Source organism: Deinococcus metalli (assembly GCF_014201805.1).
GTDB classification, from domain to species: Bacteria; Deinococcota; Deinococci; order Deinococcales; family Deinococcaceae; genus Deinococcus; species Deinococcus metalli.
Genome location: NZ_JACHFK010000005.1, coordinates 86888 through 106894 on the forward strand (window position 1 = coordinate 86888; position 20007 = coordinate 106894).

Annotated in this window: 22 protein-coding genes; 17 read left to right on the forward strand and 5 right to left on the reverse strand. The window is 70.8% G+C overall.

Annotation, left to right across the window (positions count from 1 at the left end; all coding sequences use genetic code 11):
* The first annotated feature begins 8 nt into the window (after window positions 1–8).
* From pcaB to HNQ07_RS11175, 6 genes are all read left to right on the forward strand, one after another.
* A complete protein-coding gene (gene pcaB / locus HNQ07_RS11150; protein WP_184111773.1) occupies window positions 9–1391 on the forward strand; it encodes a 3-carboxy-cis,cis-muconate cycloisomerase in 1383 nt (460 codons plus the stop codon).
* A complete protein-coding gene (locus HNQ07_RS11155; protein WP_184111775.1) occupies window positions 1388–2680 on the forward strand; it encodes a thiolase family protein in 1293 nt (430 codons plus the stop codon). Before pcaB ends, HNQ07_RS11155 begins: the two co-directional genes overlap by 4 nt.
* Window positions 2677–4026, forward strand: a complete 1350-nt coding sequence (locus tag HNQ07_RS11160; protein WP_184111776.1) for a 3-oxoacid CoA-transferase — start codon at window positions 2677–2679, stop codon at window positions 4024–4026. Before HNQ07_RS11155 ends, HNQ07_RS11160 begins: the two co-directional genes overlap by 4 nt.
* Before the next feature lie 38 nt (window positions 4027–4064).
* Window positions 4065–4868, forward strand: a complete 804-nt coding sequence (locus HNQ07_RS11165; protein ID WP_184111777.1) for an IclR family transcriptional regulator — start codon at window positions 4065–4067, stop codon at window positions 4866–4868.
* A 298-nt stretch (window positions 4869–5166) separates the two neighbouring features.
* Complete coding sequence (locus HNQ07_RS11170) at window positions 5167–5772, forward strand: orotate phosphoribosyltransferase (RefSeq protein WP_229831952.1); 606 nt, start codon at window positions 5167–5169, stop codon at window positions 5770–5772.
* A 58-nt stretch (window positions 5773–5830) separates the two neighbouring features.
* Window positions 5831–6040 carry a hypothetical protein gene (locus HNQ07_RS11175; RefSeq protein ID WP_184111778.1) on the forward strand — a complete coding sequence of 70 codons (210 nt, stop codon included), beginning with the start codon at window positions 5831–5833 and terminating at the stop codon, window positions 6038–6040.
* A 23-nt stretch (window positions 6041–6063) separates the two neighbouring features.
* On the opposite strand, the gene HNQ07_RS11180 is transcribed toward HNQ07_RS11175, so the two are convergent.
* The 4 genes from HNQ07_RS11180 to HNQ07_RS11195 all read right to left on the reverse strand — a co-directional run bounded on the left by HNQ07_RS11180 (window position 6064) and on the right by HNQ07_RS11195 (window position 8951).
* Complete coding sequence (locus tag HNQ07_RS11180) at window positions 6064–6699, reverse strand: TetR/AcrR family transcriptional regulator (RefSeq protein WP_184111779.1); 636 nt, start codon at window positions 6697–6699, stop codon at window positions 6064–6066.
* A 4-nt stretch (window positions 6700–6703) separates the two neighbouring features.
* Complete coding sequence (locus HNQ07_RS11185) at window positions 6704–7147, reverse strand: SRPBCC family protein (RefSeq protein WP_184111780.1); 444 nt, start codon at window positions 7145–7147, stop codon at window positions 6704–6706.
* A complete protein-coding gene (locus HNQ07_RS11190; protein ID WP_184111781.1) occupies window positions 7144–8133 on the reverse strand; it encodes an N-acyl homoserine lactonase family protein in 990 nt (329 codons plus the stop codon). The genes HNQ07_RS11185 and HNQ07_RS11190 overlap by 4 nt, the downstream gene beginning before the upstream one ends.
* A 215-nt stretch (window positions 8134–8348) precedes the next feature.
* Window positions 8349–8951, reverse strand: coding sequence for a PadR family transcriptional regulator (locus HNQ07_RS11195; RefSeq protein WP_184111783.1), 603 nt, complete (start codon window positions 8949–8951; stop codon window positions 8349–8351).
* 141 nt (window positions 8952–9092) lie between these two features.
* On the opposite strand from HNQ07_RS11195, the gene HNQ07_RS23840 reads away from it, so the two are divergent.
* Genes HNQ07_RS23840 through HNQ07_RS11210 form a run of 4 tightly spaced genes read left to right on the forward strand, consistent with a single transcriptional unit; the run spans window position 9093 to window position 10952 of the window.
* On the forward strand, window positions 9093–9539 hold the full coding sequence (locus tag HNQ07_RS23840; protein ID WP_221274948.1) for an SDR family NAD(P)-dependent oxidoreductase: 447 nt from the start codon (window positions 9093–9095) through the stop codon (window positions 9537–9539).
* Complete coding sequence (locus HNQ07_RS23845) at window positions 9500–9976, forward strand: Rossmann-fold NAD(P)-binding domain-containing protein (protein WP_221274949.1); 477 nt, start codon at window positions 9500–9502, stop codon at window positions 9974–9976. The genes HNQ07_RS23840 and HNQ07_RS23845 overlap by 40 nt, the downstream gene beginning before the upstream one ends.
* A 41-nt stretch (window positions 9977–10017) precedes the next feature.
* Window positions 10018–10191: a hypothetical protein gene (locus HNQ07_RS11205; RefSeq protein ID WP_184111785.1), complete on the forward strand. Its 174-nt coding sequence runs from the start codon at window positions 10018–10020 to the stop codon at window positions 10189–10191.
* Window positions 10188–10952 carry a TspO-related membrane protein gene (locus HNQ07_RS11210; protein WP_184111787.1) on the forward strand — a complete coding sequence of 255 codons (765 nt, stop codon included), beginning with the start codon at window positions 10188–10190 and terminating at the stop codon, window positions 10950–10952. Before HNQ07_RS11205 ends, HNQ07_RS11210 begins: the two co-directional genes overlap by 4 nt.
* A 63-nt stretch (window positions 10953–11015) precedes the next feature.
* Here the strand turns inward: HNQ07_RS11210 and HNQ07_RS11215 are convergent, their stop codons facing one another.
* The gene (locus HNQ07_RS11215; protein ID WP_184111789.1) at window positions 11016–12650 is read right to left on the reverse strand and encodes a ribulokinase; all 1635 of its coding nucleotides are present in this window, start codon (window positions 12648–12650) and stop codon (window positions 11016–11018) included.
* A 390-nt stretch (window positions 12651–13040) separates the two neighbouring features.
* Between HNQ07_RS11215 and HNQ07_RS11220 the strand changes: the two genes are divergently transcribed.
* From HNQ07_RS11220 to HNQ07_RS11250, 7 genes are all read left to right on the forward strand, one after another.
* Window positions 13041–13868, forward strand: coding sequence for a DeoR/GlpR family DNA-binding transcription regulator (locus tag HNQ07_RS11220; RefSeq protein WP_184111791.1), 828 nt, complete (start codon window positions 13041–13043; stop codon window positions 13866–13868).
* A gap of 1 nt (window position 13869) precedes the next feature.
* The gene (locus HNQ07_RS11225; protein ID WP_221274950.1) at window positions 13870–14955 is read left to right on the forward strand and encodes a zinc-dependent alcohol dehydrogenase; all 1086 of its coding nucleotides are present in this window, start codon (window positions 13870–13872) and stop codon (window positions 14953–14955) included.
* Window positions 14956–15083: 128 nt separating this feature from the next.
* Window positions 15084–16424, forward strand: coding sequence for an ABC transporter substrate-binding protein (locus HNQ07_RS11230; protein ID WP_184111793.1), 1341 nt, complete (start codon window positions 15084–15086; stop codon window positions 16422–16424).
* 141 nt (window positions 16425–16565) lie between these two features.
* Window positions 16566–17144 carry an SIS domain-containing protein gene (locus HNQ07_RS11235; RefSeq protein ID WP_221274951.1) on the forward strand — a complete coding sequence of 193 codons (579 nt, stop codon included), beginning with the start codon at window positions 16566–16568 and terminating at the stop codon, window positions 17142–17144.
* Window positions 17145–17175: 31 nt separating this feature from the next.
* Window positions 17176–18066, forward strand: a complete 891-nt coding sequence (locus tag HNQ07_RS11240) for a carbohydrate ABC transporter permease (protein WP_184111795.1) — start codon at window positions 17176–17178, stop codon at window positions 18064–18066.
* Window positions 18063–18968, forward strand: a complete 906-nt coding sequence (locus HNQ07_RS11245; RefSeq protein ID WP_184111797.1) for a carbohydrate ABC transporter permease — start codon at window positions 18063–18065, stop codon at window positions 18966–18968. The genes HNQ07_RS11240 and HNQ07_RS11245 overlap by 4 nt, the downstream gene beginning before the upstream one ends.
* Window positions 18969–19101: 133 nt before the next feature.
* Window positions 19102–20004: a sugar phosphate isomerase/epimerase family protein gene (locus HNQ07_RS11250; protein ID WP_184111799.1), complete on the forward strand. Its 903-nt coding sequence runs from the start codon at window positions 19102–19104 to the stop codon at window positions 20002–20004.
* Window positions 20005–20007: the final 3 nt, after the last annotated feature.

The following is a 20007-nucleotide window of genomic DNA, read 5'->3' on the forward strand; positions in this document are numbered from 1 at the left end:
GGGCACCCATGCCGCTGACCCCGATGGACTCCGAACTCTTCGGCGCCATGTTTGCCCACCCGGAGGTGGCGGCCCTCTACACCGACCACGCCCACCTGCACAGGCTGCTGGAGGTGGAGGTGGCCCTGGCCCGCGCGCAGGCGCGGCTGGGCGTGATCCCCCAGGCTTCCGCTGAGGCGATCAGCGCCCTGGTCAGCGACTTCGAGCCGGACATGGCGCGGCTGAGCGCCGGGCTTCTCCAGGATGGTGTCCCCATCCCTGCGCTGCTCGCTCAGCTCCGGCCCGCCCTGCCGCCGGCGGCGCGCGAGCACCTGCACTACGGGGCGACCAGCCAGGACATCGTGGACACTGCCTTCGTGCTCGGCGCGCGCCGGGCCCTGGCGGTGCTGCGGCGTGTGCTGCTGGACGTCGGAGACCAGCTCGCCGGACTCGGCCGGAGCCACGCGACCACGCTGATGCCGGGGCGCACCCATGCCCAGCACGCCCTGCCCACGACCTTCGGCCTGAAGGCCGCAGGATGGCTGTCCCCGCTGACGCGGCATCTGGAACGGCTCTCGGAGCTGGAAGGGCGGCTGTACGCGGTCAGCTTCGGCGGCGCGGCCGGGACGCTCGCGGCGCTGGGGCAGCGCGGCCTGGACGTGGCGCAGGCGCTGGCGGACGGGCTGTCCCTGAGCGTGCCCCCGACCCCCTGGCACACCCAGCGCGACACGGTGCTGGAGCTGAGCGCGTGGCTCACCGGCGTGTGCACGAGCCTGGGCAAGCTGGCCCAGGACGTCATCCTGCTGTCGCAGAGCGAGGTGGGCGAGGTCTTCGAGGGCGGCGGGGGCGGCGGCAGCAGCACCATGCCCCAGAAACAGAACCCCATCACGGCCGAGCTGATCGTGGCGGCGGCCGGTACGGCGGCGGGACTGCTCGCCGCCGCCGCGCGCAGCGGCGTTCAGGAGCACGAACGCGGCACGCACGGCTGGCAGGTCGAGTGGCTGGTCGTGCCGCAACTGCTCGGCCTGACGGGCGCGGCCCTGGGCCACACGGTGCGCCTCCTTTCCGGTCTGGACGTCAGGGCCGGGCGCATGGCGCAGAATGTGGCCGCCTCGAACGGGCTGATGCTCGCCGAGGCGCTCAGCTTCGCGCTGGCCCAGGTGATGCCCCGGGCCGAAGCCCAGCAGCTCGTGCGGTCGGCGGCCCGGCATGCTGCCGGCGGCGAGGGGCATCTGGTCGCCCTCGTGCGCGACCGGCTCGGTGCCCGCGGGGCGGACATCGACTGGTCTACTGTGACCGAAGCCCACACGCTGGGCGTCAGCGCTGACCTCATCCAGCGGGCGCTCGACCACCACGCCCACGTCCGGGCGTCGGCGTTCCCTCAGCCCCCATCCCATCAGGAGATCCCATGACCACTGCCCAGCCCCCGCGCGCCGCCCACCCGACCGACCGGGACGTGGTGATCGTGTCCGCCGTCCGGACACCGATCGGCACGATCCGCGGCCGGTTGTCGACCGTGCGCCCAGACGACCTTGCCGCGCTGGTGATCCGTGAGGCCGTCGCGCGCAGCGGGGTGCCGGCCGAGATGATCGAGGAAGTCATCCTGGGGTGCGCGAACCAGGCGGGGGAGGATAACCGCAACGTCGCCCGCATGGCCGGCCTGCTGGCTGGCCTGCCGGACAGCGTCGCGGGCCTGACGGTCAACCGGCTGTGTGCGTCCGGGCTGTCCGCGGTCAACTCGGCGGCCCGCGCGATCCGGAACGGCGACGGCGACGTGTATGTCGCCGGTGGGGTGGAGAGCATGACCCGCGCGCCGCTGAGCATGCCCAAGGGCGGCACGGCCTTCGCGACCGGGAACGTGACCGCGTACGACACCACGCTGGGCTGGCGCTACCCGAACCCGGCGATGGAAGCGCTGTTCCCGCTCGAAGCGATGGGGGAGACCGCCGAGAACATCGTGGAGCGCAGCCGACAGGGCGCGTACGCCGGCGGGGAGATCACCCGCGCCGATCAGGACGCCTTCGCGCTGGACAGCCAACGCAAGGCCGTGAACGCGATCAACGCGGGTCATTTCGCGTCCCAGATCATGCCGGTGGAGCTGCGGGGACGCGCCGGCCCGTCCATGTTCGACACGGACGAGCACCCCAGGGCCAAGACAGACGGCACCACCTACACCCTCGCCACGGACGAGGCGACGCTGGCAGGGCTGAAGCCAGCGTTCCGCAAAGGGGGGACGGTGACGGCCGGGAACGCGTCGGGTCTGAACGACGGAGCGGCGGCGCTGGTGCTGATGAGCGCGGCAAAGGCCCGTGACCTCGGGATCACGCCGCTGGCACGCTGGGTGGGCGGCGCGGCGGCCGGGGTGGAGGCGCGGGTGATGGGCCTGGGACCCATCCCCGCCACCCGCAAGGTGCTGGCCCGCACCGGGCTGACCGTGGCCGACCTCGACCTGATCGAACTGAACGAGGCCTTCGCCGCCCAGGCGATCGCGTGTCTCCGGGAACTGGAGCTGCCGGAGGAGCGCGTGAACGTCAACGGGGGCGCCATCGCGCTGGGGCATCCCCTGGGCATGAGCGGCGCCCGGCTGGTCGTGGCCCTGACGCACGAGCTGGCCCGCACCGGTGGGCGCTACGGCCTGGCGACGTTGTGCGTCGGGGTCGGCCAGGGCGAAGCGGCCGTCATCGAGAGGATCGACGGATGAAGACCGTTCCCGTGATCACGGCAGAACAGGCCGCGGCGCTCGTGACCTCCGGCCAGACGCTCCTGGTGGGGGGCTTCGGGATGACCGGCAACCCGGTGCATCTCGTGCACGCGCTGGCACAGACCGGTACGGGAGAGCTGACCTTCGTGGGGAACAACGTCGGGGAACCCGGTCTGAGTGGAGGTCGGCTGCTCCGAAATGGGCAATTGAAGTCCGCCATCGGGTCGTTCTTCACGTCCAACCGGGAGGCGGTGCAGGCGGCGCAGGACGGCCGGCTGGCGGTGCAGCTGATCCCCCAGGGCACCCTGGCCGAGGCGCTGCGGGCGGGTGGAGCGGGCATCGGCGGCTTCTACACCCCGACCGCGGCCGGCACCGTGATCGCCGGGGACGCCGACGTGCGGGTGCTCAACGGGCGGGAGATGGTGTTCGTCCCCGCGATCCGAGGGGACGTGGCCTTCATCCGCGCGTGGCGGGCCGACACCGCCGGGAACCTGCAGTACCGACTGACCGAGCAGAACTTCAACCGCGCCATGGCGACCGCCGCCGACCTCGTGATCGCGGAGGTCGAGGAGATGGTCCCGGTCGGAACGATCCCGCCCGAGCACGTCCACACGCCGGGCCTGTACGTCGATTACCTGGTGCAGGCCACCCTGACCGTCGGTGACCTCGGCAGCAGTGGCGACGTCAAGGGTGGGGCTCGGAAGGTGGATGAGGCCCGCCTGCACATGGCCCAGCGTGCCCTGGCTGAACTGCACCCTGGCGACGTGGTGAACCTGGGCATCGGCATTCCCACGCTGATCGCCGACCTGATCACCCCGGCGATGCAGCTGAACCTGCACACCGAGAACGGCATGCTGGGGGTCGGCCCCGCGCCACACGACGGCGGCGCGCTGGACTACCCCGTCAACGCCGGCAAGGTGCCCGTGACCGCTGTCCCTGGCGCCAGTTATTTCGACAGTGCGGACAGTTTCGGCATGATCCGCGGCGGCCACGTGGACGTGGCCGTCATGGGCGGCCTGCAGGTGGATGCCCACGCGAATCTCGCCAACTGGGCGGTGCCGGGCAAACCGCTGCTGGGCGTGGGGGGCGCGATGGATCTGGCGTCGGGTGCCAGACGGCTGATCGTGCTGATGACCCACACCGATCCGGATGGCACGCCCAAGGTCGTGTCGGAGTGCACGTTGCCGCTGACGACCCGGGGGGCGGTCGATCTGGTGATCACGGACCGAGCGGTGTTCGCGTTCCGGAACGGCGTGCTGACATTGACGGAACTCATGCCCGGAACCACGCTGGAGGACGTCCGGGCGACGACTGGGGCGCCGTTTGTCGAGGCCTTACCCAGCTGAACCGTGCGCTGGGAGCTTCGGCTCTATGCTGGAACTCCATGCTGGGAACGTTCGAGAAGGCCCGCCGGGTGCTGGACCTGTACTCCACCCGCTACCCGGAGTGGGGGGTCACGGAGGTTGCCCGGCGCCTGGAGATTCCAGCCTCGAGCGCCCATCTGCTGATGACGTCCCTGACGCACATGGGCCTCCTGCACCGGACGGTCGCGGGCCGGTACCGGCTGGGCTTCAAGCTGCTCGCCCTGAGCCAGATCCTCCTGTCGAACACCCCGTGGCGTGACGTGTCCAGGGAGGTGCTGTCCGCTGCGGCCCAGCGGCACGCCGAGGCCCTGCATGTGGCGGCGTTCGATGGCGGTCAGGTGGTGGTCGTCGCCCGCGGTGCCGGTCCGTACGCGGACAGCGTGATCCTGCCGGACGTGGGCGCTGTCCTCCCGGCGCTGGAGAGTGCCAGCGGGCGGCTGCTGCTGGCGCACCGGCCGTGGAATGTCGTCAAGCGCGTGCTCATGGAAGCGGACTTGAAAGAAGGCCGCGCCGAGGAGACGTTGCAGGCCCTGGAACAGGTGCTTCAGGACGGCTACAGCGTGTATGACGCTGGTCCGTCCTGGTCGGCCGCCGCGGGCGTCCGGAACCACAACGGCGAGGTCATCGCTGCTGTCTGTGTCAGCGTGCCCGTGGCGCGCCATGCCGAACAGCGGGCGGCGCTCCCCCAGATCGTGCTGGGCATCGGCCACGAGATTTCCGAGCGGCTCGGCTTCTTCAGCGCGGCCGGTGCCGAGGACCAGGCGGTGTGGACCTCCGTTCAGGGGGAGGAGCGGCTCACCGTGAGGCCCCGCCGAGACGGCTGACAGCTGTTCGGGGCGAACCGACTTCCTCTGATCGACAGAAGCTGGGGCGCCGTGTGTGCCGCGCCATGCAGCCGAAGTCAGGTGTGCCAGATGGGATCACCCCTGGCCCCTCGGAGCTGCATGTGTGCAGAGATGGGTGTAGGGCGGCGTGAATCTGGGTTCTATTCGAAGGCCAGGGCGGTTGTGCGTACTGGGAGGACCACCCTACTGGGCAACTCAGCCTTCGCCTGGAAATCGGGCGCGACAACGCGGACGACACACCCAGATCCTGGCCGCTCACGACGATACGGTCGAGAAGGTGGCGCTGCTGGTGGGTCTGGGCGTGACGATCGGCGGGTTCCCGGTGACGCTGGGAGTGCTGGACCTGCTGCGGCAGGCCGGCGCGCTGCGCCCGGGCCACACGGCGCTGCAGGGCGGCGCCCACACCGATGGCTGGATTGACAAGGGCGCGGTCATGCGCGATCCCGGCACGCTGGACGAGGTGGCACTGCTGCAGGCAGGGCAGCTGCGGCGCGCGTGGCCAGACGCGACGCTGTTGGTGGGGTTGCCCGCGTGCGGAGCGGTGCTGGCGTCCTTCGTCGGCCGGCATCTGCGCTGGCCGGTGGCGTACCTGCTGGATGACGAGGAGGTGACGTGGCACCGCATGCACGTGCCGGCCGCGCCGCAGCAGGTGGTGATCGTGGACGACGTGATCAGCACCGGCCGCGGCGTGCGGCGCGCCGCCGCGTTTCTGCGTACCCAGGGGCACGTCGTCCTGGGCGCCAGCGCGTGGGTGTGCCGCGCAGAGCTGGCCGAACTGGACGTCGTGGCCATGACGCCGCCCCCGTACCGCACGGTGGGGGCGCCGGAGTGTCCGGACTGCGCGCAGGGGCAGGCCGTGGTGCATGTGGGCGTGAGGGAATAGGCTGGACGTGCCCGGCCCATGACACGAAGTGGAAAGTGATCTGTTAAACGTAGAGCGAATGCCGCGCTACCGGTACGAGGGCTTTCAAATCCTGGACATGCACGCCCTGCCCGGCCGGTGGGTGCGGATCAGCGTGACCTGCTCCGAGCACCTCCAGCCCGGCGACGAACTGGACCTGAGGCCCTACGGCGTGTGGCGCGTCGACCACCTAGAAGTCGATCCCTCGCCCGGCGTGACGACCCTTGTCGCCGTGCACCTGACGGACTGACAGGCACACTCATCCGCCCGTGCTCATGCACCGGCGTGCTGGAACTCTCCATGGCCGCCGGTGCTCCACGCGGCCAGCAGGTTCAGCACCGTGCGGTCGAGCATGCCCGGCGCGTCCGCCGCCCCGACGTGGCCCGACAGCTCGACGCTGACCAGACCGTGGGTGGCCGCCCACAGACGCAGCGCCGCGTCCTCCGGGGAGGAGACCATGAGCTGCCCGCTGCTCACGGCTGCCTCCAGGGCGCGTTCCAGCGGCTGGAGGCTGGCCCTCGCTGCGCCAAGCGACGCGGCCGACGGGCTGAAGCCAGGAACGACGCGCTCGAACATGAGCACGTAGAGGGCCGGCCGGGCCACGGCAAAGGCGTGGTAGGCGCGGTTGAGGGCCAGGATTCGTTCCCGGGCGTCCGCGGAGGTCGGCACGTGGCCGAGCACCTGCGTCAGCTCGCCGAAGCCTGCGGCGTACAGGGCGTCCGTCAGGCCATGCTTGCCGCCGAACAGGGCGTAGATCGCGGTGGTGGAGGTCTGCGCGCGCGCGGCGATGCGCCGGGTCGAGAGGGCGTGCGGGCCACTGGTGTCCAGGACGTCGCGGGCGACAGAGAGAAGCGCGGCGCGCATCGCGTCCCGGGCGGCGGCACGCAGGGGAGGCTGGGAATCGGTCACCCTGCTATGAAACACCTTCCACGCGCCGGCGCAGCGATTCCATCACGCCGGGCAACTGTGACCGGAAGGCCGGACCGAGCAGGCGTGCCCAGAGCGCAGCGAGCGCTCCGGTGAAGTGGACGTGGTGCGTCATGTCCAGCGACCCCGGGCGTTCGGCGGTGATGGCGCGCCGGACGACGAGCCGGGCCAGCGGCAGGGCCGTCTCGAAGGTGTAGGCCCGCGGCCCGTCGACCTCGGTGATGGTAAAGCGGCTGGTCCGGCCGCTGCGGTCCGTGAGGCGGCCGGTCGTTCCGGCGCGGAAGGGGCCGCCCAGCAGGGCCTCCACGAGCGGCGTGTCCCAGGTGGGCCACGCGGCGACATCGGTCCACACGGTCCACAGCTCGGCGGGTGTGGCCCGGACCGTGACCGTGTGCTCGAAGCCCCCTGTGGCAGCGCGGTCGCGCGTCATGCCGACAGCTCCAGCGTGGTGACCTGCTGCGCCGCGAGGCGGGCGAGGGCCTCCGGATCGTGGCTGGGCAGGTAGACCGTGGGCTGAGCGCTCACGAAGCGGCGAACCGCGTCCACGCTCTGCCGGCTGACCGCCACGTTTTGCACGATGCCCGCGAGTTCCCGCCGTCGCACCTGCCGTTCATCGAAGGTCACGTTGCCGCCGAGAAGGTACGCGCGGTCGCTGCCGAAGACGATCACCGACTGGTGCCCGTCACTGTGCCCGGGCGTCGGCACGACGGCGACATCGCCCGCGGGCGTCAGCGCGGCACTGTGCGGGAAGCCGGGCAGCGCCCGCCCGGTGTACGTGACCGGCTGGGGCGCGAAGTTCCGCGGCCACCGTGCCCTCAGGGCGCCCACCGGTGCAGCGCGGCGCCCGGCGAGTTCCGCGGGGCCGACCAGCACGGGAGCGTGTGGCACGTGGACGAGGCCACCGGCATGGTCGAAGTGCAGGTGGGTCTGGACCACGGCGCGAATGTCGCGCACGGTGTAGCCCAGGCGGCGGAGGGTCGCCCCGAGTTCGTCGTCCGGGTGCACATAGATGCGAAAGTTGTGCGTGATGAACGCGCGGGTGCCCGGATCGGCGCCGCGGGTGTACGCGTGCAGGTCGTTGGCCTGTGCCCGCTCTCCGGCATCCACGAGGATCAGGCCGTCTGGATGCTCGATGACCCACGACAGGATGGGCTTGGGCGCGGCCCACCGTGGATCGGCCATGATGGCCGGCAGCCGCAGGGCCGCTGGCCGGGGCAGCCGCACGTGGGCGCGTTTGATGGCGACCCAGCCGGTCTGCACGCCGTGGAGCCGCACGTGGGACGCGACATGCACGCTGACCGGTGCCACACGCGGGAAAGACCGCACGTCCGGGGGACCCAGCGTGCTGCCTCGCGTGCGGGCGGCCGTGCCATCTGCACCGCCGCGTGAGCGCTGGTCATGGGTGCGAATCCTCATACACCAGACCGTAACGCTGGAACTGATTCATAACAGTGTTATTTCATGAGATGTGGTGTCGGGTTCCTCCCTCCCCGTGTCCATGTTGACGTTGGTAAGGAGCGCTGCTCTGGACTCTGCTTCGAGATTGAGTCGATTCGCTCTCATGGCCGCCCTCGCGGACTGCTGTGGAGGGCGCTCTCCAGACCTCGGAGGGAGAGGGGCACGCCGGCGCGTTACGGCGTCGTCGGGCTCAAGGCCTGCCCGGCACCATCCAGGGCACCCGCCAGCCACTCGCACCAGTCGCGGTACTCGCGTTCGTAGCCGATGCCCCGGCGTAGAACCGCCTGAATCCCGAACCAGGGCGAGCGCGGGTCGTGCAACTCGGTTCCGGCCCTGAGCGTGACCTCGGCCAGCCGGCGCTCGAACTCGGCCAGGTGGGCAGCGTGTGCCCTGGCGTGGGCGCGCAGCATGTCGGCCGCACGCGCCGGCTCGGTCTGCCACATGGAGTAGGCCTTGAGCACCAGTTCGTCGCGTTTGCGCGGGACCTCGGTGTCGGCGGTCAGCCACGCGCGCAGCGCCGCGCGTCCGGCGTCGGTCTGGCGGTAGACCTTCTTGTCGGGGCGCTCCGCCTGCTCGACGACCGAGTGCGTGACCAGTCCGGCACCCTCCAGACGCGCGAGTTCCGGATAAACCTGGCTGTGCTGGGCATGCCAGAAGTACCCGACGGGGTCTTTCAGGCCCTGCGTCAGGTCGTAGCCAGACCGGTCGCCGCGGGCCAGCAGTCCCAGCAGGGCGTACCCGAGCACGCTGGGGCGAGGGGCAGAGGACGCGGACATGCCCGCCCATCTTGACACGTGCTCCTGCGCCTCCCTATGATCATCTGTACATATGTAAATCCTGACATAAGGATGGAGCCCGTATGGGCGTACCGACCGCGCCGGCCATGCCCCCCGCCCCCTCGCCGGACAGGAGATGCCATGACAACCCACGCCCCCACCGCCCTGGTCACCGGGGCCACCAGCGGCATCGGCGAGATCACCGCGAAGGAACTGGCCCGGCGCGGTCACACCGTCCTGATCACCGCCCGTGACGCGCGCAAGGGCGAGGCCACGCTCGGCGCGCTGCGCGCCCTGAATCCGGCCGCGCCGCACGAGGTGCACGTGGGCGACCTGTCGGTCATGGGGGATGTCCGGCGCATCGCGCTGGCGGTACGGGCGGCCCATCCCCGGCTGGACGTGCTGGTGAACAACGCGGGCGGCGTGTTCGTGACGCGCGAGGTCACGTCCGACGGCTTCGAGCGCACCCTGGCCCTGAACCACCTGGCCTACGCCCTGATGACGGAACTGCTGCTTGACCCCTGCGCGCCGCGGGCGCCGCCCGGATCGTGTCGGTCGCGTCCGACGCGCACCGCAGCGGCCGCGTGAACTGGAACGATCCCGGCCACGCCCGCGGATACATGGGCTTTCGCGTCTACAGCCAGAGCAAGCTGATGAACATCATGTTCGCGTTCGCCCTGGCGCGGCGCGTGGCGGGCAGCGGCGTCACCAGCACCGCCCTGCATCCCGGCGTGGTCCGGTCGGGCTTCTGGGACCACGGAAGTGGGGTGGTGCGCCCGGTATTCGCCCTGATCAAGCGCTTCGGCACGATCAGCTCGGAGGAGGGCGCCAGGACACCGGTGTACCTGGCGACCGCACCCGAGGTGCAGGGCCTGAACGGCATCTATTTCGCACGCTGCCAGCCGGCGCCCACCACCCCGGCCGCCCGCGACGAGGCCGCGCAGGAGCGGCTGTGGACCATGACGCAGGCGTGGCTGGCGCCGTGGCTGGACGGCGCGGACGCCCCGCCGGCTGCCGCACTGTAGGCGAACCCGCGGAAACCGTCATACGAAAACCTACCCTACCCGTGGTCAGCCGCTTCGTTCCCGGCGCCCACCGGCCGGCCGAGTCCGGCGAGGACACCCCCTCTGCCGACACCGTGGACGCCTGCGAGGCCGCGGACCTGTGGGACTACATTGTCGCCGCCCTGCGCCTGCCGTCCGCCGCGCCGCTCTCCCTGTCCGGTGGAGGTCCAGCATGAACCGCCTGCCCCTGATCGCGTCCGGCCTGATCACCATGGTGTCCGTCGTGCTGACTCCCGTGCTCGGAGCGCTGGGGGCCTTCCAGAACGGCAACGGCCCGGTGCCCTCGCGCGAACTGTTCCTGCCGGCCGACTACGCCTTCACGATCTGGAGCGTGAATTACGTGGGGCTGTTCGCCCTCGGTGTGTGGCTGCTTCAACGCGCGCAGGCGGCCAACCCCCGCGCCCGCGCCGCCGCGCCGTGGCTCGCCGTGACGGCGGCGGCCAACGTCGTGTGGATCGTCCTCGCGGGCAGCGTGGCGCTCACGCCCTGGACGGTGCCGGCGCTGATCGTGATGGAGGTCGCCGCGTGGGTGGCGTACCTGCGGCTGATGGTGCCCCGTCCCGCACCCACCCGCACCGAACGCTGGCTGCGTGTTCCGCTGCGGATCTACCTGGGCTGGCTCTCCGTGGCGACCATCGCGAACTCGGCCGCCGCCCTGAACGCCCTGCGGTGGTCCGGCTGGGGCGTGTCGCCGGTCACGTGGACGCTGGTGATGATCGCTGCCGCAACGGCCGTGGCGTGGGTGGTGGGCCGGCTGGCTGGCCACGACAACGTCTACCGCGCCGTGTTCGTGTGGGCGTTCGTCGGCATCACCGTCGGGCAGGCCGGCACCCCGGCCGTGGCCTGGGCATCGGGGATCGCCGCAGTCGCCGTGCTCGGCATGATCGGCTGGACGTGGCCGCGGTCCGCCCCGGGTCACCGCTCCGTCTTGGTCTGAGGGGTAGAGCGATGCCAGCGGGTGCAGGTGGTCTGACAGCCGCTGGGCCGGAGCGGGACGATCTCAGGCCGGGACGTCGGAGGCGGGTTCGGAGTCCGTCGCGGCGCGGACGCGCTGGGCGAGCTGCTGGACCTGCGCCATGACCGGGCTGCTGGCCAGCACGTCGCTCAGCGTCAGGTACGCCCGGTACAGGTCCGTGTAGACCGCGTGTCGGCCGGCATCGGGGAGGAGTTGGCGGGCGCTGCTGTCGGCGTGCTGTGCCGCTGCGTCCGCGAAGTCGCGGGCCGTGCCGCTGGCGACCGCCGCGTGCATGACGGCCCCGCGCGCTGTGGCCGACTGCGCGCTCGCCACCTCGACGGGCTGCCCCAGGACGTCGCACAGGACGCCGGCCAGCAGGGGGTGGCGTTCGCCCAGGCCGCCGGCCAGCACCACCCGGCCCGGATGCACGCCGGCCCTCCGGAAGGTGTCCAGCACGCGGCGCGCGCCGTAGCACAGCCCCTCGATCAGGGCGCGGTAGATCTCGGCACGGGTGGTGGCGGTGGTGAGGCCCAGCAGCAGGCCGCTCAGGTCGCTGCGCTCCAGGGGCGTGCGGCAGCCGTTGAACCAGTCCAGCGCCAGCAGGCCGTGCTCACCGGGACGCAGCGCCGCCGCCTGGGCGTTGTAGGCCTCGAAGCTCGCCGCGTCTGTGCCGCCGGGCGCGACCGGGAAGGCGCGGACAAACCACGTGAGAACGTCGCCGAAGCCCGCCTGGCCCGCCTCGTAGCCGTAGAGTCCGGGAATGATGCCCCCATCAACCACGCCGCTGATGCCGGGCACGGCCAGTTCCTCGGTGCTGGAGATCAGGTAGCACGCCGACGTGCCGAGAATGGCGGTGAGTTCACCGCTGCCCGTGAGACCCAGGCCCAGCGCAGCAGCGTGCGCGTCGATGGTGGACACCGCGACGACCGGGCAATTCGGGAGGCCGCAGCGCTGCCGCCACGCCTCGCTCATCACGCCGGCCGGCTGACCGGCGGGCTGGGGTGCTCCGCCCAGGCGGTGGCCGAGCGCCGAGCGCACCTCGGCGGGGTACGCGCCGCGGAAGTGCGACTTGTAGCCGGCGTGGGCCACGCTGCGGACCTCGCTGCGCTCCTCGCCGCACAGCTGGGCGCTGAGCCAGTCGCCGGCCTCGACGAACCGCGCGGTCTGGGCCCACAGATCCGGGGCCTCGCGGGCAAACTCCACGGCCTTGGCCGGCAGCCACGACGGCGAGGAACTGCCCCCGTAGTACCCGATCCCCGGCGTCGTCTGGAACGGCTCCGTGTCGGCGGTGGCCGTGAGGTGCTTCCAGAGCTTGACGTACGCATGCGGCTCGTCGGGATACCGGCGGGACAGCGGCTGACCGCCCTCGTGCACGGGCAGGGGAGAGCTGGACGTGAACGCGACGGCGATGCCCGCGACCACCGCGCCCGGAGGAAGCCGGGCGGCGACCTGGGTGAGCACGCGCTCTGCAGTCTCCAGGTAGTCGTCGGCGTCCTGCAGGGCGTAGGCCGGCGGCAGCGCGCGGCCGCGCAGGTGGCGTTCGATCACTCCGTGGCGGTACGGAGCGACGGCGGTGGCCAGGATGTCCGGCGATCCAGCCGACATGAGCACCGCGCGCGCCGACTCGGTGCCGTAATCCAGGCCGATCAGGTAGGGAGCGGAGTGGGAGTGAGCAACCAACCGGACGACCTCCAGGACAGGGGTGAGAGGGTGGCGGGCGAGCGCCACGGGCCTCGGGGAAGAAAGCGCTGCACGTGCAGAGCCGAGCATAACACTGCGGCGTATCGATGTGATTTTATGTGATTTTTTGAGTCGTGGCTTGGTGCTGCCACGCGCCGGCGCCCGGCTCTCCGGCGGGCAGTGCTCGGGGCCGAACAGAATTTTTCTGTATCAGAGGATCGAATTATCCGCTGAGCCCTGAGCTGGAGGACATCCCAGGTGCTCGGCGCGCGGAGGATTGACAGTGGCGGGATCGACTGACATACTCCAGATATAACAAAATCTCACGTTGCGCTGGAGCGAGTCCGGCGCCCTGCCCTCTGCTGACGCCTCACCACGCCCGGAGCCCGTATGTCGACGACGCCGCGTATTGCTGACGAACGCCACCGGTACATCCTGAAAGAGTTGCAGGAGCGCGGCAGTTGCAAAGTCGCCGAACTCGCCCGCGCCCTGAACGTCTCGGAGATGACCATCCACCGGGACCTCGCCCATCTGGCCCGCCAGAACCTGCTGCGCAAGGTCCACGGCGGCGCGGTGCTGCGCAACTACATCGAGCTGACGTTCGCGGACCGCGCCGTGCAGAACCACGAGGCGAAGGTGGCGGTGGCCCAGCGCGCCCAGAGTCTGGTCAGGCCCGGCACCAGCCTGTACCTGTCGCCCGGCAGCACCGCCCACGAGTTCGCCCTCGCGCTCGCGCAAGAAGACCTGCACGTGTACACCAACAGCCTGCCGACCGCGACGGCGCTGGCCCGCTCGACGCCGCAGGGCCTGCGGGTGACGCTCCTGGGCGGTGATCTCGTCGGCTTTGTCGAGGCGCTGGTCGGTCCGGCCACGGAGGCGGCGCTGGCCGACCTGAAGCTCTCGTACGCCTTCATCGCGGTGACGGGCGTGAGCCTGGAGGGCGGCCTGACCATCTACACCGAGGAGGAGGCCCGCGTGATCCGCGCCGTGATCCGCGCGGCCCGCAAGACCGTCCTGCTGACCGACGCCAGCAAGTTCGGCCAGGTGGTCGGCCCGCAGGTCGGGCACCTGGAGGACATGCACGTGGTCGTGAGCGACACCATGCCCGAGGCCTACCGGCGGCGCTGCGAACAGCACGACGTCGAGGTCATGCTCGTGGCGGGCGAGCCGCCCGTGATGTCTCCTGCCGCCGCCAGCGCCGCCGACCAGAGGAACTGACATGACCCAGACCCACACCGCCGCCCCGGATCAAGCCCCGCCCGCCACCATGCGCACCGTCAGGCTCCACGGAGCCCACGACCTGCGCCTGCACGACGAGCCGCGCCCCATGCCCCGGCCCGGCGAGGTGATGCTGCGCGTCGAGGCGGTCAGCGTGTGCGGCTCGGACATGCACTACTACACCGAGGGCGGCATCGGCCCGGCCATGATCCGCACGCCCATGACCCCCGGCCACGAGTTCGCCGCCACGGTCACCGGCGGCACTGGCGAGCCCTACGGCCTGGCCGACGGCACCCTGGTCGCCGTTGATCCCGCGCAGCACTGCGGCCACTGCGAGCAGTGCCTCGCCGGCTACCCCAATCTCTGCCCGAACGTCCGCTTCCTGGGTTCGCCCGGCGTGGACGGCGGCCTGGCCGAGTACATCAGCGTGCCGCCCGCGTCGCTGCACCCGGTGCCGGCGGATTTCACGCCTGCCCTGACGGCCCTGCTCGAACCCCTGGGCGTCGCCGTGCACGCCCTGGACATCACCCGGCTCAGGCCCCTGGCCGGCGTGACGGTGCTCGGGGCCGGCCCGATCGGGCTGATGCTGGCGCAGGTCGCGCGGGTGTGCGGGGCCGGGCACGTGCGGATGGTGGAGCCCCGCGCCGCCCGGCGGGAGCAGGCGCTCGCCCTCGGTGCCGACAGCGTCCACGCGGACTACCGCGAGGTGCTGGAACTGACGGGGGGCCGGGGCGAGGATTACGTGCTGGAGGCGACGACCTCGCCGGACGCGCCCGAGCAGGCCGCGCAGCTCGCCCGCATCGGGGGCCGCGTCACGCTGGTCGGCATCCCCGACGGCGACCGCTTCGAGATGAGCGCCGCGAACGCCCGGCGCAAGGGGCTGATCATCAAGCTCTCGCGCCGCATGGGCCACGTCTACCCGCGCGCCATCGAGCTCGTGCGCACCGGCCGCGTGGACATCGCCGGCATCGGCACGCACCACTACGCCATGGCCGACGCGGCCCGCGCCTTTGAGGACGCCCACGCCGCAGCGCCCGGTTTTCTCAAGGCCGTGATCTATCCGGGCGGCGCCGTGCCGGAGGCGTGATGTCCGGCCCGCTCGGCACCGGCCCGCCCACGCCCGCTTGAGTGGCATCCCCTGAACCGACACCAACTGACCAGCACCGCCCACTCTGCCCCCACCGCCATCCGCCCTGCGCCGCCCTGGAGGTCACCATGAACCGCATCACCCTGCTCGCCAGTCTCACCACCCTGCTCGCTGCCAGCGCCCAAGCGCAGTCCTGGAGCCTGGCCACCGCCGCCGCGCCCTACAAGGGCACGACCGTCAAGGCGATCTTCCTCGACCGGCCCGGTTACAAGGCCGCTGCCGCCCTGATCCCGCAGTTCGAGAAGGAGACCGGCATCAAGATCAGCTACGAGACGGTGCCCTACGAGAGTACCAACCAGCGCTACGTGCTGGACTTCACCTCGGGCGGCGGGGCCGACCTGGTGCTGTCGGACGTCGTGTGGATCGGGCAGTTCGCGGACGCCGGGTGGATGGTGCCGCTCGACAAGTTCACCAAGGATCCCAAGCTGGCCGACCCGGCGCTGAACCTGAAGGGCTTTTTCCCGGTGCTGCTGAACTCCTTCGGCACCTGGAACAACAAGGTGTACGGCCTGCCCTTCGACAACTACTCGGGCTTGATGTACTACAACAAGTGCACCCTGAAGGCCGCCGGCTTCAACGCGCCGCCCAAGACCTGGGATGAGCTGCTGACGAAGTACGCGCCCAAGCTCACCGGGAACGGCAAGTACGGCTTCGCGCTGCAGTCGCGCCGGGGCGAGACCCAGAGCGCCGACTCGTTCATGCGCACGCTGTGGCTGGCGGGCGGCAGCCTGATCGATGCCAAGACCTTCGAGCCGAACCTGCAGAGCGCGGCCTCGCAGAAGGGCCTGAAGTTCCGCCAGGATCTCATGAAGTTTATGCCCCCCGGCGTGGTCGACCAGGATCACGCCGAGGTCGTGGCCGCCTTCAACAACGGCACCGTCCCGATGATCACCGAGTGGTCGGCGTTCTACCCCACCATCACCGACCCCAAGCAGTCGAAGGTGCCCGCGAGCTGCCTGGGCGTGACCACCGAACCGCTGGGCACGGCGGGCCTCAAGCCGGCCCTGGGAGGCTTCTCGCTCGGCGTGAACAGCAACAGCGACGCCAAAAAGCAGGCGGCCGCGTACCTGTTCATCCAGTGGATCACCTCCGAGAAGATGGCCAAGGCCTACGTGCAGGCCGGCGGTGTCAGTGGACGCCAGGCCGTCTACAAAGACCCGGCCATCCGCGCCAAGTACCTCTACGTCGATCCCATGGTGAAGTCCTGGAGCGCCGGCACGGCCGTCCCGAACTTCCGCCCGCGCTTCGCGGAGTGGCCGCAGATCTCGCAGATCGTCGCGGAGAACGGCACCAAGATCATGCTGGGGCAGCTCAGCACGGTGGCCGGCGCGAAGGCCATCGACGACCAGGTCAAGGACATCCTGACCAAGGCCGGCTACTACAACGGCAAGAAGGCCAAGCTGCAGTAGGCGCGGCGCGCTCCCGGACGCTCAGGAAGGGAGCGCAGTCCGCCACCCCGCAGTCCGCAGGACACCCACGCGGGGCCGGATGGGCGGCACAGGGGCAGACGCCACCCATCCGGCTCCGGCCCGCCGCCCAGGAGACCCCACGTGCCCCAGTCCTCTGACCTGAACGTTCTGGCCCACCACGCGCTGAGCGAGGTGGGTCAGGTGCTGGCCGCCCTCGACCCCAGCGCGCCTGACCGCTTCGTGGAGGAGGTCACGCGCGCCGGGCGCGTGGCCGTCTACGGCGTGGGCCGGGAGGGCCTGACCATGCGCGCGCTGGCGATGCGGCTGTACCACGCCGGCGTGCACGCGAGCGTCGTGGGCGACATGTCGGCCCCGCCGCTGGGCGCGGGCGACCTGCTGATCGCCAGCGCCGGTCCCGGCGGCTTCTCGACCGTGAACGCCCTGCTGGGCGTGGCCCGCGCGGCGGGCGCACGGACCCTGCTGTTCACCGCCCAGCCGGGCGGCCCCGCCGCCGCCCTGGCCGACACGGTCGTGGTCGTCCCGGCGCGCACCATGGCCGACGACCACGACGGCGCGCCGCCCACACCCGGCAGTCTTCCGATGGGCAGCGTGTACGAGTTGAGCGTGTGGCTGCTCGGCGACCTGCTGATCGAGGCGCTGGTCGCCCGCACCGGACGGCGCCCGGAGGAACTGAGCGCCCGGCACACCAACCTCGAATAGCGCCCACCCCGCCCGCCCCTGGAGGCCACGCATGCACACCCAGAGTCGCTGGACTCCATTCGCGTTCCTGACCCCGGCCGTGACCGTCCTGGCCGTGGTCGGCATCTATCCGCTGATCTTCGCCGCGTGGGTGTCGCTGCACACCTACCTGCTCGCGCAGCCGAACATCCCCCACGACCTCGTGTGGCTGGGCAACTACGTGACGGTGCTGAAAGACCCGTCGTTCTGGGGGGCGATCGGCCGCACGCTCACCTACCTGCTGATCGCGCTGCCGATCCAGGTGGTGCTCGGCCTGGGCATCGCCTTCATGCTGCGCCGCGGCCCGTGGGCGAGCCTGCGCGGTCTGGCGCGCGTCGCCCTGGTCATCCCGCTCGCCATGACGCCGGTCGTGACGGGCCTGATCGGCCGGCTGATCTTCAACCAGGAGTTCGGCGTGGCCAACTTCCTGCAAAGCCGCGTGACCGGCAACACGGTCGGAACCGAGTGGCTGGGCAACCCCACGCTGGCCTTCGTGACCATCCTGCTCATGGAGATCTGGCAGTGGACGCCGTTCGCCGCGCTGATCTTCCTGTCGGGTCTGACCGCCGTGCCCGCCGAGGTCGAGGAGGCGGCCACGCTGGAGACCCGCTCGTTCTGGGTCATGCTGCGCCGCATCCAGTTGCCCTTCCTGATGCCCGCCCTGACGGCCATCCTGATCCTGCGCACCGCCGACATCCTCAAGCAGTTCGACATGGTCTACACCCTCACGAGCGGCGGCCCCGGCAGCTCGACGGAGCTGATCAACCTGTACATCACGCGCATTGGGCTGCGCGGGGCCTTCGACCAGGGCGTGGCGTCCGCGCAGGCGATCCTGATGCTGGTGCTCACGACCGTGCTCTCGCGGCTGTACATCCGCTACCTGTACCGGGGGGACGACGCATGAGCCTGACCACCCGCACGAGTGACACCACAGCCGGAACGGCCCTGCGGGACGCCGACCGGGCCGCGCGGGAGCGTGCCCGGCGGGGCCGCGGCGTCCGCTCGGCGCTGCACGCCGTGGGCCTCGTGGTGATCCTGGTCGCCACGCTGTTCCCCTTCCTGTGGATGGTCAGCACGTCCCTGAAGACGACCAGCCAGATCACCGCCAAGCCCCCGCTGCTCGTCTTCCAGGGCACGCTGGAGCACTACCGCAACATCCTGGGCGAGCAGTACAACGTGGGCGGCAGCCTCGTGAACTCGCTCATCGTGGCGACGAGCGCCACCCTGCTGGCCGTGCTGCTCGGCACGCCCGCCGCCTATGCGCTGGCCCGCTTCTCGTTTAAGCGTAAGGACGACCTGTGGTTCTGGTTCATCTCGAACCGCTTCATGTCCCCGGTGGTGATCGTGCTGCCGGTGTACCTGATGGCCTCGAAGCTGCGGCTGATCGGCAACCCGGCGCTGCTGGTCGCCATGTACCTCACGTTCTCGATTCCCATCGTCGTGTGGATCTGCACGGATCAGTTCCGCTCGATTCCGCGTGAACTGGACGAGGCCGCCATGGTGGACGGCGCGACCCCCCTGACGATCTTCGCGCGGGTCGCGCTGCCGCTGGCGCTGCCGGGCGTGGTGGTGTCGAGCATCCTGAGCTTCATCTTCAACTGGAACGAGCTGCTGTTTGCGCTGTTCCTCACGCGCGGCGACGGCGTGACCGCGCCCGTGCGCGCCACGAACTTCCTGAGCGGCTACGACGTGCCGTGGGGCGAGATCATGGCCACCGGGACGCTGATCGTGCTGCCCGTCGTGGTGTTCTCGCTGCTCGTGTCGCGCCACCTGGTCAAGGGCCTGACGATGGGGGCCATCAAGTGACACAGATTCCGAAAAATTTCGTACGGTGTTCCGAAATTATTTCGAGCGGAGCGAGCAGGAAAAGAGACGGATTCTGCGGAATGGAGCAACATCCGGCGCTGTCCCGGGTGTTGAGGAATGGAGCGGAAGCCGTATGAGTGCCCCGCCGGAGACCTTCGGCCTGAACACCTCCTTCGCCATCAAGCGCTGGCCGGAGCCGGAGCGCTGGGCGGCCCTGATCCGCAGCCTGGGGGTTCAGACCGTGCAGTTCAGTTTCGACCTGCTCGATCCCTGCTGGCCCGCCACCGTGACCGGCCCGCAGACCCGCCGCATCCTGCGGGCCTGTGAGGCCGAGGGTCTGCGGCTCGACAGCGCCTTTCTCGGCCTGGCGGCGTACAGCTACAACGCCCTGCTGCACCCCGAGCCGGGCGTGCGGGACGCCGCCGAGCACTGGCTCAAGCTCGCCGCGACACTGGGGGCCGACATGGGGGCCCGCGCGACCGGCGGGCCGCTGGGCGGCGTCGGTGTCGGGCAGGTCATCACGGAGGCGCTGAAGGCTGAGGTCGCCGAGCGTCTGCACCGCGTCGCGGATCATGCACGGTCGGCAGGGCTGGAGGCCATCCTCGTCGAGCCGACGCCGCTCAGGCGCGAGTGGCCGCACACCCCGGAGCAGCTCGGCGACCTGCTCGCCCGCACGTCGGGGACGGCGGTGCCGCTGCGGGTCGTGCTCGACCTGGGGCATGTGTACTACCCGCCGCTGTATGGCCACGCTGCTGGCCTCGGGCCGTGGTTGGACGCATGCGGTGAGCGCCTCCACGGCCTGCACCTGCAGCAGACCGACGGGCAGGCCGACCGCCACTGGAACTTCACCAGACCCGGCATCATCGATCTGGCCGCTATCCGGGCAGAACTCGACCGGCACGGCCTGGGGGACAGACCCGCCGTCCTGGAGGTCTTCTACGCCTTCGAGCAGGACGACGACGAGGTCTGGGAGGACGTGCGGGCCGGCGTCGCGGTGGCGCAGGACGCGTGGCGGTCGGCGGCTCCAGCGTCCTGAGGG

Excerpts from the sequence above, each read along its gene's own strand:
- HNQ07_RS11155 (WP_184111775.1), top strand. The coding sequence starts at position 1,388 with ATGACCACTGCCCAGCCCCCGCGCGCCGCCCACCCGACCGACCGGGAC.
- HNQ07_RS11220 (WP_184111791.1), top strand. The coding sequence starts at position 13,041 with ATGTCGACGACGCCGCGTATTGCTGACGAACGCCACCGGTACATCCTG.
- HNQ07_RS11160 (WP_184111776.1), top strand. The coding sequence starts at position 2,677 with ATGAAGACCGTTCCCGTGATCACGGCAGAACAGGCCGCGGCGCTCGTG.
- HNQ07_RS11210 (WP_184111787.1), top strand. The coding sequence starts at position 10,188 with ATGAACCGCCTGCCCCTGATCGCGTCCGGCCTGATCACCATGGTGTCC.
- HNQ07_RS11250 (WP_184111799.1), top strand. The coding sequence starts at position 19,102 with ATGAGTGCCCCGCCGGAGACCTTCGGCCTGAACACCTCCTTCGCCATC.
- HNQ07_RS11240 (WP_184111795.1), top strand. The coding sequence starts at position 17,176 with ATGCACACCCAGAGTCGCTGGACTCCATTCGCGTTCCTGACCCCGGCC.
- pcaB (WP_184111773.1), top strand. The coding sequence starts at position 9 with ATGCCGCTGACCCCGATGGACTCCGAACTCTTCGGCGCCATGTTTGCC.
- HNQ07_RS11175 (WP_184111778.1), top strand. The coding sequence starts at position 5,831 with ATGCCGCGCTACCGGTACGAGGGCTTTCAAATCCTGGACATGCACGCC.
- HNQ07_RS11230 (WP_184111793.1), top strand. The coding sequence starts at position 15,084 with ATGAACCGCATCACCCTGCTCGCCAGTCTCACCACCCTGCTCGCTGCC.
- HNQ07_RS11225 (WP_221274950.1), top strand. The coding sequence starts at position 13,870 with ATGACCCAGACCCACACCGCCGCCCCGGATCAAGCCCCGCCCGCCACC.
- HNQ07_RS11195 (WP_184111783.1), bottom strand. The coding sequence starts at position 8,951 with ATGTCCGCGTCCTCTGCCCCTCGCCCCAGCGTGCTCGGGTACGCCCTG.
- HNQ07_RS23840 (WP_221274948.1), top strand. The coding sequence starts at position 9,093 with ATGACAACCCACGCCCCCACCGCCCTGGTCACCGGGGCCACCAGCGGC.
- HNQ07_RS11245 (WP_184111797.1), top strand. The coding sequence starts at position 18,063 with ATGAGCCTGACCACCCGCACGAGTGACACCACAGCCGGAACGGCCCTG.
- HNQ07_RS11190 (WP_184111781.1), bottom strand. The coding sequence starts at position 8,133 with ATGAGGATTCGCACCCATGACCAGCGCTCACGCGGCGGTGCAGATGGC.
- HNQ07_RS11185 (WP_184111780.1), bottom strand. The coding sequence starts at position 7,147 with ATGACGCGCGACCGCGCTGCCACAGGGGGCTTCGAGCACACGGTCACG.
- HNQ07_RS11165 (WP_184111777.1), top strand. The coding sequence starts at position 4,065 with ATGCTGGGAACGTTCGAGAAGGCCCGCCGGGTGCTGGACCTGTACTCC.